Origin of the sequence: Sulfurospirillum multivorans DSM 12446, assembly GCF_000568815.1 — a bacterium.
Classification (GTDB): domain Bacteria; phylum Campylobacterota; class Campylobacteria; order Campylobacterales; family Sulfurospirillaceae; genus Sulfurospirillum; species Sulfurospirillum multivorans.
Window position 1 is genome coordinate 1,856,867 of record NZ_CP007201.1, and the last position, 12,723, is coordinate 1,869,589.

At 42.2% G+C, this 12,723-nt stretch carries 13 protein-coding genes; 2 read left to right on the top strand and 11 right to left on the bottom strand.

Features of this window, described 5'->3' with window-relative positions; all coding sequences use genetic code 11:
- Window positions 1–156: 156 nt before the first annotated feature.
- Window positions 157–939: a GGDEF domain-containing protein gene (locus tag SMUL_RS16680; protein WP_025345072.1), complete on the top strand. Its 783-nt coding sequence runs from the start codon at window positions 157–159 to the stop codon at window positions 937–939.
- On the opposite strand, the gene SMUL_RS09700 is transcribed toward SMUL_RS16680, so the two are convergent.
- From SMUL_RS09700 to SMUL_RS09745, 10 genes are read right to left on the bottom strand one after another with little or no spacing between them, the layout of a single operon-like run.
- Window positions 918–1,781, bottom strand: a complete 864-nt coding sequence (locus tag SMUL_RS09700) for a bifunctional riboflavin kinase/FAD synthetase (protein ID WP_025345073.1) — start codon at window positions 1,779–1,781, stop codon at window positions 918–920. The two genes, SMUL_RS16680 and SMUL_RS09700, sit on opposite strands and share 22 nt — an antisense overlap.
- Entirely contained in the window at window positions 1,741–2,457 is a 717-nt protein-coding gene (gene tlyA / locus SMUL_RS09705) for a 23S rRNA (cytidine-2'-O)-methyltransferase TlyA (RefSeq protein ID WP_025345074.1), read from the bottom strand. Before tlyA ends, SMUL_RS09700 begins: the two co-directional genes overlap by 41 nt.
- Window positions 2,454–4,400 (bottom strand): NAD-dependent DNA ligase LigA, encoded by a 1,947-nt coding sequence (ligA, locus tag SMUL_RS09710; RefSeq protein ID WP_025345075.1) that lies wholly within the window; start codon window positions 4,398–4,400, stop codon window positions 2,454–2,456. The genes tlyA and ligA overlap by 4 nt, the downstream gene beginning before the upstream one ends.
- On the bottom strand, window positions 4,397–5,158 hold the full coding sequence (locus SMUL_RS09715) for a TSUP family transporter (protein ID WP_025345076.1): 762 nt from the start codon (window positions 5,156–5,158) through the stop codon (window positions 4,397–4,399). The genes ligA and SMUL_RS09715 overlap by 4 nt, the downstream gene beginning before the upstream one ends.
- Window positions 5,148–5,846 (bottom strand): hypothetical protein, encoded by a 699-nt coding sequence (locus SMUL_RS09720; protein ID WP_025345077.1) that lies wholly within the window; start codon window positions 5,844–5,846, stop codon window positions 5,148–5,150. Before SMUL_RS09720 ends, SMUL_RS09715 begins: the two co-directional genes overlap by 11 nt.
- Before the next feature lie 8 nt (window positions 5,847–5,854).
- Window positions 5,855–7,000 (bottom strand): dihydropteroate synthase, encoded by a 1,146-nt coding sequence (gene folP, locus SMUL_RS09725; RefSeq protein ID WP_025345078.1) that lies wholly within the window; start codon window positions 6,998–7,000, stop codon window positions 5,855–5,857.
- Window positions 6,997–7,623 carry a DNA polymerase III subunit delta' gene (locus tag SMUL_RS09730; RefSeq protein ID WP_025345079.1) on the bottom strand — a complete coding sequence of 209 codons (627 nt, stop codon included), beginning with the start codon at window positions 7,621–7,623 and terminating at the stop codon, window positions 6,997–6,999. The genes folP and SMUL_RS09730 overlap by 4 nt, the downstream gene beginning before the upstream one ends.
- Window positions 7,610–8,161: a HobA family DNA replication regulator gene (locus SMUL_RS09735; RefSeq protein ID WP_025345080.1), complete on the bottom strand. Its 552-nt coding sequence runs from the start codon at window positions 8,159–8,161 to the stop codon at window positions 7,610–7,612. Before SMUL_RS09735 ends, SMUL_RS09730 begins: the two co-directional genes overlap by 14 nt.
- Window positions 8,162–8,164: 3 nt before the next feature.
- Window positions 8,165–9,367 carry an aspartate kinase gene (locus tag SMUL_RS09740; protein WP_025345081.1) on the bottom strand — a complete coding sequence of 401 codons (1,203 nt, stop codon included), beginning with the start codon at window positions 9,365–9,367 and terminating at the stop codon, window positions 8,165–8,167.
- A 1-nt stretch (window position 9,368) separates the two neighbouring features.
- Entirely contained in the window at window positions 9,369–9,839 is a 471-nt protein-coding gene (locus tag SMUL_RS09745; RefSeq protein WP_025345082.1) for an RNA pyrophosphohydrolase, read from the bottom strand.
- A gap of 76 nt (window positions 9,840–9,915) precedes the next feature.
- Between SMUL_RS09745 and hemW the strand changes: the two genes are divergently transcribed.
- Window positions 9,916–10,971 carry a radical SAM family heme chaperone HemW gene (gene hemW, locus SMUL_RS09750; protein WP_025345083.1) on the top strand — a complete coding sequence of 352 codons (1,056 nt, stop codon included), beginning with the start codon at window positions 9,916–9,918 and terminating at the stop codon, window positions 10,969–10,971.
- A 139-nt stretch (window positions 10,972–11,110) separates the two neighbouring features.
- Here hemW and SMUL_RS09755 read toward each other — a convergent pair whose 3' ends face one another.
- The gene (locus tag SMUL_RS09755; RefSeq protein WP_025345084.1) at window positions 11,111–12,721 is read right to left on the bottom strand and encodes a cation:proton antiporter; all 1,611 of its coding nucleotides are present in this window, start codon (window positions 12,719–12,721) and stop codon (window positions 11,111–11,113) included.
- Window positions 12,722–12,723 lie beyond the last annotated feature (2 nt).

Genomic DNA, 12,723 nt, shown 5'->3' on the forward strand with positions numbered 1-12,723 from the left:
TCTTCGGCAGAATGCCCACGCACCTTTGGTGCTTTTTCTTCTTGTAAAACCAGTTTTACAAGAAGTCTCTTAAAATTCTTCGCGATTATATCAAAATATTAGTTACTATTAAGCATTCACTTCTTATACTGTTACTACTTTCAAACAGGTTTTACAATGAACAAACAACTGCAAGAGCTTACCGATTTAACGATTAAAGAGATACGCAACCTTGAAATTGTTTTGCCTGAAATTTACCGCGACATTTTCTACAGCAAAGCCAAAGATCTTGGCATTAAACTCAGTGACATTGACAAAGAAGCCGCCATGTTCTACGCGCTTCGCAAAATTCAACTGATTCAAAACGAGACCGAGCGCTCAGCCTCAGCGCTCAAAGAAAATGTGATGAATGCCAAAATTGCCATCACCAATAAAGACAATATGGCACTTCAATTTATTGAAGACAATATGGTTGAGTTAGAGACACGCATCGCCTCGTTGCTAGAAGAGCTTTACATTGATGATTTGACGCGCTTGTACAATCGAAGGTGGCTTTTTGAAAAGTTTCTCAAAGACGATCACTTTAAAAGCAGTGGGCATTTAGCCTTTGTCGACCTCAATCACTTTAAGGAGGTCAACGATCAATTTGGTCATATCATTGGCGATAAAGTCTTACATGTTATTGGAAAAGTGCTTATGAAGGTACCCAATACGACAGCGATTCGTTTTGCAGGCGATGAGTTTATCATCTTAAGCGAACAGCATGACGAAGACGAAATACATAAAATTTTACATACAGTCAATCAAAACCTACTCAAAACACCGTTTAAGCATAATACCGAGCTCTTTTACATCGATTTTTCATTTGGTGTAGCCTCTTTTAAAGCCAAAGATAGCTTTAAAAAAGTGCTCGAAGAGGCCGATACGAAGATGTATAACTACAAAAAATCTCTCAAATAGACTCTACAGGTTCCAAGGTATTTTCGAGCTTCCTCGCAATCGTGTTCAATGTGAGATTTAAGTTCACTTAAGCTGTTAAATTTTTGATTATCGCGCAAAAACGCTACAAAAAAGAGCTCAACGGCGCCATGAATTTGCGGAAGTGTCGCGTCTAAAATATGCGTCTCAATGGAAAATGACCCATCGGTACTCTCTCTCACCCCAATAAATGAAACCGAATCGTAAATTGTTTGCGCAATGCGCGTACGTGTCGCATAAACGCCTTGATGGGGAATGAGATACTCCAAAACTTTAAGATTCAGAGTTGGTACAAGCTCTGTTTTACCAAGCCCTTGCCCCGTGACAACATCGCCTGTTATGGCATATTCACGCCCTAAAAAACGGTTCGCCTCTTCTAAACGCCCCTCTTGTAAGTAGGTGCGAATCAAGCTTGAATGCACGGAATTGCCTTGGTAGCTAAACTCTTCAACAATCACCACGTCACCATCAAAAAACGTTTTAAGATCTTTCGCCGTGCAAGAGCGATGTTTTCCAAAACAAAAATCATAGCCAACAACAATCTTTTTAAGATGGGGAAACTCTTTTTTTAAAAGGTTGACAAACTCAGCGCCACTGAGGTGTTTTACTTTGAGAAAATGAAAAAACATACACGGATAGCCCGCATATTCGCTACGCTTAATCCCAGGGGTTAGGTTTGCTTGGTCTTTGTCGATGACAAAAAGTGCCCCGTGAGATCCTAAATGGTTGATAAGCTGTCTGTGCCCTACATGAATGCCATCAAAACTTCCGATGGCAAGGGTGTCAACACTCTCTTTTTTTAAAATAGTAGAACGTCTCAACATTCCCCTCTTTTCCTTTTATAAGCGATTCTCTTTTGTCGATCAATGTCCATCCAAGCGTAACGGCAAGTGCCTCAAACTGATAATGTGCGCGCATAATAGCCGAGCCATCTTTAACGACTCCTTTAGTGGAGCGCTTGACATCTTTGCCCACTTCAAATTGGGGCTTAAACAAGATGATAATAGCACAATTTGCTAACGTATCGATTACGTCGATAAGTGCTCCAATCCCAATAAACGAAACATCGCAACTGACCATATCGTAGGTTCGTTCAGGCTTAAAAAGTCGGATATCGCTATTTTCATGCAAAATAATGCGAGAATCGACTTTTAATGAGGGGTGAAGCTGCTCACTTCCTACATCTACTGCGGTTACACTTTTGACATCTTCTTCCAGCCACACCTGCACAAAACCACCCGTACTACTGCCAATGTCAAGAACATCAAGACCCTTTACATGTAACCCTAATTCATTGATAAATCCACGCAGTTTAAGCCCCGCACGACTGACATATTGCGCCATTTTTGTCACGTCAACCGTGTCATTCTCCCCAATCTCCACAGAGCTCTTACGCTCTACTTTGCCGTTGAGCCAAACACTTCCCTCTTTAATTAATTCCGCCGCTTTATTGCGACTTTGGGCGAACCCTTTTTCAAACAGATAACTATCCAGTCTCATTTTATCATCCCGTTTAATTCACTTTCACTCAGTGTCTTGACACCCAGTTCTAAGGCTTTAGCTAACTTACTGCCTGCTTCTTCGCCATAAATGACAAAATCGGTCTTTTTAGAGACACTTCCACTCACTTTTGCACCCAATTTCTCTAACATCACTTTTATCTCATCGCGTGGTTGGCTCATTGAGCCTGTAAGCACCACCGTTTTGCCCGTAAAAACAGACTCGGTTATCTCTAGTTTTGAAGCGATAGGCTGAAGCACTGCCATCAGCTCATACGTTTCGGCTTTGTTGACATGGATAAACTCAACTAAACTCTTCGCCATCTCTTCGCCAAAGCCTTCAAGGGCGATGATCTGCTCGTAATTTGCTTCCAACCACTCCAACCCAAACGCACGCGCGATCTTTTTAGCCGCCACTTCACCGATATGTTCAATACCAAGCGCGTTGATGAACTTCTCTAAACTCACCCCTTTGCTCTGCTCAATTGCCGCTAAAAGGTTGTCTGCTTTTTTCGCTTTAAAGCCCTCCAATGCGAGGAGTTGCTCACTATTCAAGGTATAGAGATCTTTTACATGTAAAACGAGTTTTTGCGCGTAAAGTTGCTCAACGATTTTATCGCCAAGCCCGTCAATATTGAGCGCTTTTTTAGACGCAAAGTGAATAATCGCCCCCACGACCCGCGCATCGCAGGAGAGATTTTGACATTTAATCAGTGCGCCATCGTCCAAAAGCTCACTGCCACACACAGGGCAATTGAGCGGTCGCTCAACGACTTTTTCACTTCCATCACGTCGCTCCGTTAAAACCTTAATAATTTTAGGAATCACATCACCACTGCGAATGATAATGACGCTATCGCCGATGCGTATGTCTTTACGCTCGATCTCATCAAAATTGTGCAGTGTTGCTCGCTCTACGATGACGCCTTCGATATTGACTGCTTCCACTTCCGCCACAGGTGTTACCACGCCTGTTCTGCCCACTTGCAGCGTAATATCTTTAAGTCGTGTTACTTTCTCAATCGCAGGAAATTTAAACGCGACCATCCATTTGGGGTATTTGACGGTATAACCAAGCTCTTCTTGCAAGCTCACATCGTCGACCTTAACAACCATACCATCCATCATCATCTCGATCTCATCACGCTTAGCAATGAGTTCTGCGTAGAGGGTATGCACATCATCCACGCTTTGCGTTACGACGATACGAGGTGGTTGTAAAAAACCAAGGCTGTAGACAAAGCTCATTTTTTGACTCAAAAAACTCTGTGTTAAGCTATTAATCCCAATGCCCCATGGGTAAAACATCAGTTTACGCTTTGCCGTAATGCTCGTATCGAGCTGCCTGAGGCTTCCTGCTGCAGCATTGCGTGGATTTGCAAACAACGCCTCACCTGCGCTTAAACGATCAGTGTTGAGTCTTTCAAAGTCTGCTTTTTTGATGACCACTTCGCCACGAATTTCAATGGGTTCTTGATAGTTGATGCGTAAAGGAATAGAGCCGATGGTCTTAACATTTTCAGTTACATCTTCGCCAATGCTTCCATCACCTCTTGTAATCGCCTGCTTTAACATACCATTTTCATAAATGAGGTTCAGACTCGCACCATCAAATTTTGGTTCGCAGTAAAAAGTAAAATTCTCTTTGACTTTCTTAACACGTTCGATCCATGCATCAAGATCCGCTTCATTAAACACATCTTCCATGCTCCACATGCGCGCTTTGTGTTCTGCTTTATTAAAGCCCTCTAGCACCATGCCACCCACACGTTTTGTGGGACTGTGCTCATCGGCAAAGAGTGGATTTTCATTCTCGTAGTTTAAAATTTCATGGTAAAGTGTGTCGTACTCTTCATCACTCGCAAGCGGCGCATCATCGACGTAATAGGCTTTTGCCCACGCGTTGGCACGCTCGATTTTGGCTAAATACTCTTCGTGATTCATGCGATGTAACTGCTGTAAATAAGTTTTAAAAGGGTCAGCCCCACCATCGTGAGGAAAAAGGTACGGATAAACTTCACCTCTTTTTTAATGACCATATTAGATCCTATGTACGCTCCGATAATCTGCCCAAAGCCCATCAGCAACCCTACTAAAATAAGCACATTACCACTCCAGAGAAAAACGGCTAAAGAGACAATATTACTCGTAAAATTCATCACTTTGGTTTGTGCGGTTGCTTTTTTAAGATTGAATCCAAGCAGTGTCACAAGCGCAATCGTCCAAAAAGTTCCTGTTCCTGGTCCAAAAAAACCATCGTAAAAGCCAAGTCCTATACCAAAAATCAAGAAAAAGAGATGGTTGCCAAGATAGGCATGGCGATCGTTTTCTCCCATTTTAGGCGATAACAGCGTGTAGATAAAAATCCCCACAAGCATGGCAGGAATAATCTTCGCCAAAATGCTCGCATCCATGAGCAAAATCGCATAGGTTCCAAGCGCCGCACCAATGAACGTATAGATAACCCCGATCATCACTTCCGACCACGTGATAAAACCTTTGCGGATGAAGTTAATCGAAGCCATACCACTCCCAAACGTACCTTGAAGTTTATTGGTCGCAAGCGCGATGTGTGGGGGCATACCAGAAGCTAAAAGGACTGGAATCGTAATAATGCCACCTCCGCCTGCAATCGCATCAATAAACCCCGCCACAAGCCCTGTCAGCAAGAAGATCACGTAATAATAAAATTCAAATTCCACTTTTTTTGATCTCCTCGGTCTCAATGCTACTGCTTACCTCTTCAGGTGCTGGTATCACCGTTTCGACGCCTTCAGATTCGTTTACATGTAAAGCTATTGCCTCTTGTTCTTCAGGCAAAGCAGGCTCAGGTACGACGGTTTCACTAAGCGCATCCGTCGTCTGCTCTAAAACAGCTGAAACGTCGCTTTCATCTTGTTCTTTGGCCTCTTCAAGTTGTGCGTAGATGTCCAACGCCTCTTTGGTGGCCGTTGCAACCTCATTGTACGTTCCCTCTCGAATATGCCTCCAAATATCACGCCTGACCAAGCTTAAGACATAACGCCTATCGCCGCCAACCACACGACCAAGCTCATGACCGCCACAGGTTGGGCAGACAAAAAAGGTGATTTTATGCTGTAAGGTCTCTTCTGAGCGGCAATTTTCATCATCCACCATTAACATGCTTTGACACTTAGGACAATAACACCAAAGGCCGATGACATCGCCTTTTTTATACTTCCAACGCCACAACACTTTAAATAAAATGAGTTCGCGAAATCTAAAATATTTGGGGCGCATCAAGACGCGAGCAACAAAAGGGAAGGCAAGTAAAATAATACAAATCGCAATGGCGCCACTGTTGACAACCCATTGAGGAATAGCGTAAAGCTCGCTGATACGGTTTAAAAGATCGATAATTTTTTCCAAAAAAAGTCCTAAAAGGTTGTTTGATTGAGAGCCCGCAAAACACTCAGTGCTTGCAGATGCTCTTTAACGTCATGAACGCGCAGTATTGTGGCACCGTGTTCATACGCCTTAAGATGAAGGGCTAAAGTACCCGCTAAACGCTCAGAAATGGGCGTAGGGATGATTTTGTCGATCATCGATTTTCGACTGGCTCCAAAAAGTAATGGATAGCCAAAATGCAAAAAGTGTTCATGGTGTTTCAGAAGTGTTAAATTGTGCTCTAAATTTTTTCCAAACCCAATGCCCACATCAAGAACGATCTTGAAAATACCAAAGCTTTTTGCCTTCGCAATACGCTCTTCAAAAAAAGCATCCACTTCAATGAGAACATTGTCATACTGAGGCTCTTGTTGCATGCTCAAAGGTTCACCTTGCATGTGCATCAAAATGACGGTTGCATCGTACTTTGCCGCAACACGTGCCACATCATCATTGGCAAGAGCGGTAATGTCGTTAACGATACTAAAACCACGTTGCAGTGCATATTCCAAACACAAAGGTGAATAGCTATCGAGCGAAAAACGTGCTTTTTCAAACAGTTTATGCTCGTAAATCAGATCGATGATAGGCTTCACGCGCGCAAGCTCTTCCATTTCACTCACGCTCAGGCTCCCCGGACGACTCGAAACACCACCCAAATCGATGATACTCGCACCCTCACCTATCATCGTTTCGATGTGTTTGAGTGCAGCTTCACCACTGAAACGACTGCCTTGAAAAAAGCTGTCTTCATTCGTGTTAATAACGCCCATAATCTCAAAATCATTCTTACATGTAACGCACAATTCATTCAATTTTAAAGCAACCTCTTTGAGTCCAAAGGGTTGCGCTTTCTCTTTGCGCGCAAGCTCTTTCAGCTGTTTATCATTGGCAATTAAGATCGCATCGACCAAAGCTGTTTTACATGTAATCGTATCTTTAGGCACCGCAAGATCGGCGCCAATAGACAAGGCATCTTGTTTGAGAATATTGGCTGCAGGTGTTTTAAGATCTTTAATGTAGATAAGATTGTGATGCGCCTTTTGCTTTAAAATCGTACTTCCTTCACGAGTGACACCTAAAGTGTGAAAGAGCGCTGCAACATCGCTGTTAGCGTTTAATTTACAAAGTTTCATCGGTATTTTCTTAACATAATGGAGAGCAAAAGAGAAGTTAAAATCGTTTGCGCTCTGGTATTAAGTTCCACCAAATGCAACAGTTTTGCAAAATGTTCCAGCTCTTTTTCACTGAAACGCAGATGATGCTCATGAATCGATTCATACACAATGGCTTGAACCAACTCTTTGAGCAGCCCTTTTTCAACATTTTGGTGTTTTTGAATAAACGGATACATATCGCCTAGATCGAGTTTCGCAAGGTTGAGTCCACTGTGCGTCACCTCTTGTTCAATCAAGAGCTCTTTTTGAAGAAGGCGTGAGCGAACGGTTGGCAAAAAAGCTGTTTTAGAAGGGGCAACGACAATGAAAACAATGTGGCGAGGAGGTTCTTCTAGGATTTTCAAAAGCGCATTTTGCGCCTCGACGCGGTATCCTTTGGCGATGAGAATAAGGTATTTATTTTCAGATTCGGCGATATACGCCTCTTTGATCACCTCTTTGGCATCATCGATGAGAAACTCATCTTTGATGAAAAATAGGTGACGCTCTTTGGCATACGTTTCATGCAGACTCTCTTTGGCTTTTTCCACATTTTTACAAATCAAAATATGGCTGAAAACCCCTTCATCATTCGTTTTCAAAGTTAACCTCGGCAAAAAGCACGGCATCGATACTTTTATCGAGAAGTCTAAAGAGTTGAATCAATTTAATATCTAAACTATCGTCATCGCTTAAAAGGTAAAAACTATTTTGAACATGTTCGTCCATAATCCATAAAAAACTATCGTCTTTACGTTTGGCAATTTGCATCTTTACATCGCTATTTTTACCGACATAAAAAAACGTGTAACCACTCGGAAAAGCTTGGGAGAGCATGTTTTCTAAAAGCTCGATGTCTTCTTTCGTTTTGACTTGGTAAAGGTTAGGATAGAGTGTTTGCAACGCAATAAAAGGCAAAATCGGTCTATTTTTGTGGTGATTGTTGATGGCTCTGAGCATATAGTGCGAAAACCACGCGCGATCATCATCGGTGATCACAATAAACGTATGGCCATCCAGAAGATTTTTGAGCATGGAAGCGGCAAGAGGAACCCATTCGAACCTCTTCTCTTCCATCCAGCTCATCATAGAACCGTCTTTGCGGATCTCCTCAAGTGTCCATTTTAGAAATTGTTGCATCGATTATTTATCCAATTGGTAAGCACTGTGAAGGGCACGAACGGCAAGTTCACCGTATTTTGCTTGAATAACCATAGAGATTTTGATCTCGCTGGTACTGATCATCTCGATGTTAATGCCCTCTTTTGCCATCGTGTCAAACGCTTTACACGCCACACCACTGTGCGATTTCATACCTACACCCACAACTGAGACTTTAACGATGTCACTGTCATACTCCATAACATCACTTGCTCTAAGCTCACTCATAGCAGCTTTTGTCATCTCTAGCTCATTTTGAGGAACAGTAAAACCAAGGTTTGTTGTGCCATCGTGTCCTACATTTTGGATAATCATATCAACGTTAACGTTACAATCAGCGAGTTTTTTAAAAATCTCAGCCGCAATGCCAGGCTTATCCGTAACACCGCGAAGTGTCACTCTGGCTTGGTTTTTATCGAGTGCAATACCGCTAACTAATGGTTGTTCCATAATCTTATCTTCCTTTGTAATAAGTGTTCCTTCGTGTTTGTTAAAGCTACTGCGTGTCACGAGATTGACGTTGAGTTTTTTTGCCATCTCAACAGAGCGGCTTTGAAGCACTTTCGCCCCCAAACTTGCGAGCTCTAACATCTCATCGTAGCTGATTTTATCGAGTTTTTTAGCCTTAGGTTCAATGCGAGGATCGGTTGTATAAACACCATCCACATCGGTGTAAATCTCACACAGATCCGCTTCTAACGCTCCTGCAATCGCAACCGCAGAAAGATCACTGCCTCCACGACCCAGCGTTGAGACTTCACCGTTTTCGGTCACACCTTGAAAGCCTGCAACGACGACAATTTTGCCTTCTTTTAGCTCTTTTTTCATCAGTGTGGTATCAATGTATTCAATACGCGCTTTGGTATGAACCGCATCGGTCACAATCCCAGCACGACGTCCACTCATCGAAACAGCAGCATAACCCTCTGCTTCAAGCGCAATCGCAAGCAAAGCACTGGTCACACGCTCACCAGAACTTAATAACATATCGACTTCGCGATGATTGGGTGTTGTGCTAAAATGCGCTGCATACTCTAAGAGTTTATTGGTCTCACCACTCATCGCGGAAACAACGACGACAAGATCGTGTCCCTCTTGTTTGCTTTCTATGACTCGTTTGGCAACAGCCTCAATGCGCTCAACATTGCCAACACTCGTTCCTCCGTATTTTTGAACGATCAACATCTTAAAGATACCCTTCTTTTTTGAAATATTCTAACACTTGCTTATACACAGGTCGCTTGAAATAGGTAATAAAATCAAACACTTCTTCTAAATTGACAAATTTATAGTCGCAAAACTCTGGCTCTTTGGTTGCAAGGTTAATCTTGGCATCTTTTTTGAGTCTTACTAAAAAATATTTCTGGCTCTGTCCATCAAAAGGGTACATTTTTTGAGCAATTTTTTGAGGAAAATCGTATTGTAACCACTGAGGATACTCTGCAATGATTTCAACATCACCGGTACCAATTTCCTCTTCAAGCTCACGATAAAGGGCTTCTTGAGGGGTTTCTCCCGCATCAATTCCACCTTGTGGAAACTGCCAAGCGTCGGCAATATCACTACGACTGGCAATAAAAAGTTGGCATTGAAAAGGGTATTTGGCAGAGACAATCACGGCAGCAACATTGGGTCTGTATCGTTTTGGTGATTCCATAATTGCGCATTACCTCTATATTTTTGTTAAAATAGTATCGAAATAGTCATTAAACTTGCTTGATACAAGGAAATCCGTGTTAGCTTACCTCCATATCCCTTTTTGCGATAGCAAATGCCACTACTGCGCCTTTAACTCTTACGATAACAAAAGTGTACTCAAGCAAAATTACATGCAACAGATTACAAAGCAACTGCGCTATGAGTTGGAAAAATTTAATACACCTTCCAAAAGTATTCGCTCTTTATTTATTGGAGGCGGAACACCTTCAACCATTCAAGCCTTGTGGTATGCACCATTTTTTGAGATGATCACGCCCTATTTGGCAGATAATGCCGAAGTCACCTCCGAAGCCAATCCTCAATCGGCAACAAAGGAATGGATAGAGGGAATGCGCACGTTAGGCGTCAATCGTCTCAGCTTTGGTGTGCAGAGTTTTAATGCACAAAAATTGACCTTTTTAGGGCGCAATCACACGCCCAAACAGGCTTTAGACGCTATCACTTCGGCGGCAAATCTGGGCATTCAAAACATCTCCCTTGATCTCATTTATGGCACCGCACTGGACACGCCAGCTCTGTTGCAAGAAGACCTTAACATCGCCAGCTCCTTGCCCATCAATCATCTGAGTGCCTACGCGCTCACCCTCGAAGAAGAGACGCCCTTTTTCAAACGAACCGATGTTGCCAATGGCTCAGAGGAACTTGCCAAAGATTTCGTACACGCGATTATACAAGCAGGATTTCCCCAATACGAAATCTCCAATTTCGGAACCTACCAAAGCGTTCATAACAAAGGGTATTGGGAACATCAAGACTATTTAGGAATCGGGGCTGGTGCAGTAGGATTTTTAAAAAATAGGCGTTTTTATCCCGCAAAAGAGATCGAAGCTTACGTTCAAAATCCTCTTTTTCAAGAGATCGAAAAACTTAGCCTTGAAGATTTACATGTCGAAAAAATTTTCCTAGGATTGAGGAGCATGATTGGCATCGCACTAGCCAGTTTTAGCCCCAAAGAGATGATGCAAGTTAGCATTTTAGTGGAAGAAAACAAGCTTACATGTAAAGATCATCGTGTCTTTAACACGGACTACTTTTTAAGCGACGAGATAGCGCTTTTTATTACTCAATAGAGTTCCTACAGAACTCTTTTATCACGCCTTTTAGGCAAAGCCCAAAACAAAGTTTCCTTGAAAAGGCTACGCTAAGCCGCTGTGGCACTAAAGCTAGCCTCTCGCGAGGCAGAAGACTTCTTACAGTTTTGTAAGAAGTCTAATAATCTATATCTTCATCCATCGCCACTTTCAAAAGTGCTTTGGCGGCTTCTCTTCCTTCGTTGACAATATGCTTCACCTGAAGTGCTTTAAGCAGTTTTTTTTCATCGTAGTCACTCGCTTTGGCAACGATCTTAATCGGTGCATCAAATGATTTGAGCACCTCGCACAGCAGAATGAGTTTTTTCTCATTGTTAATCGCAATAATAACCGCTTTAGACTCTTCCACAAACGCATTTTTCAAAATACTCTTCTCAGCTGCATTGCCAAAATAAACTGGTTCACCCCTGTTTTGCCCGAGTTTGACCAGATTGATGTCATGTTCTAAAACCAAATAATTGACATTCATCTTTTTGAGACGATACACAATCTCTTGCCCTAGCTTTCCATATCCACACACAATGATGTGATCTTTAATGCCTGAAGAGTGAATCATAAAATCGCCGTTATTGGGCTCTTTCGTAATGGCATCGACAATTTTTTTCATATTTTTCAGAATAAATGGCGTCATAATCATCGATAAAACAACCGTAACAATCAAAATCTGAGATGTCTTGGCACTGATAAGCTGCGTGGAGCTTGCAAGGGCTAAAATCGCCAACGAAAACTCACCCGCTTGACACAATGCCAAACCCGTTTTCAGCGCAACTCGACCACCCACAGCAAAAAATAAAATCCCAAAAACAACCAGCGTTTTAAAGGCAACCATTGTGACTAAAAAAAGCAAAATCGTGCCATAATTTTGAGAAATCAACCCAAGATCAATCTGCATACCAACGGTGATAAAAAAGAGTCCGAGCAACAAGTCTCGAAAAGGAACCAAGTCGGCTTCAATTTGGTGTTTGTACTGCGTCTCAGACATCATCATGCCTGCCAAAAAAGCGCCCAAAGAGTAGGAAAAGCCTAAAGTGTGCGCTAAAAATGAGGCACCCACAACGAGGAGCAACACCGAAGCGATGAAAATTTCTTGGGTATCCGCCCAGACAACAAGCGATAAAAAGCGGTTAAGCAGATACTTGCCGATGATAAACATCAAACCCAAAATGATAATCACACTGTACAACGTCTGCAAAAGAAGCTCAGAAAGGGAACTGTTTTGATTTGAGAAGATGTTAAGCATCAACAAGATCGGAATGACCGCAATATCTTGAAAGAGTAAAATCCCCAGCGCTTTACGCCCGTAAATGGTATGAATCGTTCCACTGTCATTCAGAATCTTAAGCACAATCGCCGTGGATGAAAGCGCAAGCGCATACCCGATAATGATCGCACTCTTTTTTTCAATACCAAAAAAATGCTCAGCACCCAAAGCGATCACGCCGCCAACCAGAGAGACTTGAAGTAGTCCGTAAAAGAAAACATCTTTTTTCATACTTAAAAGATGTTTGATGGAAAACTCAAGCCCAATGGTAAACATTAAAAAAACAACACCAAATTCTGCGATATGCGTCAAAGATTCATTATTGCGACCCAATTTATACATGTAAGCAATAGCAAATCCCGTGATAATATAGCCAATAATCGTTGGTATATTAAAACGCTTCAACAAAAGGTTAAAGAGGGTTGCTAAAGCGGTTGCACTCAAAATGATCGCTAATATATTATCCACGA

Excerpts from the sequence above, each read along its gene's own strand:
- SMUL_RS16680 (WP_025345072.1), top strand. The coding sequence starts at position 157 with ATGAACAAACAACTGCAAGAGCTTACCGATTTAACGATTAAAGAGATA.
- tlyA (WP_025345074.1), bottom strand. The coding sequence starts at position 2,457 with ATGAGACTGGATAGTTATCTGTTTGAAAAAGGGTTCGCCCAAAGTCGC.
- SMUL_RS09735 (WP_025345080.1), bottom strand. The coding sequence starts at position 8,161 with ATGCAACAATTTCTAAAATGGACACTTGAGGAGATCCGCAAAGACGGT.
- SMUL_RS09700 (WP_025345073.1), bottom strand. The coding sequence starts at position 1,781 with ATGTTGAGACGTTCTACTATTTTAAAAAAAGAGAGTGTTGACACCCTT.
- folP (WP_025345078.1), bottom strand. The coding sequence starts at position 7,000 with ATGAAACTTTGTAAATTAAACGCTAACAGCGATGTTGCAGCGCTCTTT.
- SMUL_RS09745 (WP_025345082.1), bottom strand. The coding sequence starts at position 9,839 with ATGGAATCACCAAAACGATACAGACCCAATGTTGCTGCCGTGATTGTC.
- SMUL_RS09740 (WP_025345081.1), bottom strand. The coding sequence starts at position 9,367 with ATGTTGATCGTTCAAAAATACGGAGGAACGAGTGTTGGCAATGTTGAG.
- ligA (WP_025345075.1), bottom strand. The coding sequence starts at position 4,400 with ATGAATCACGAAGAGTATTTAGCCAAAATCGAGCGTGCCAACGCGTGG.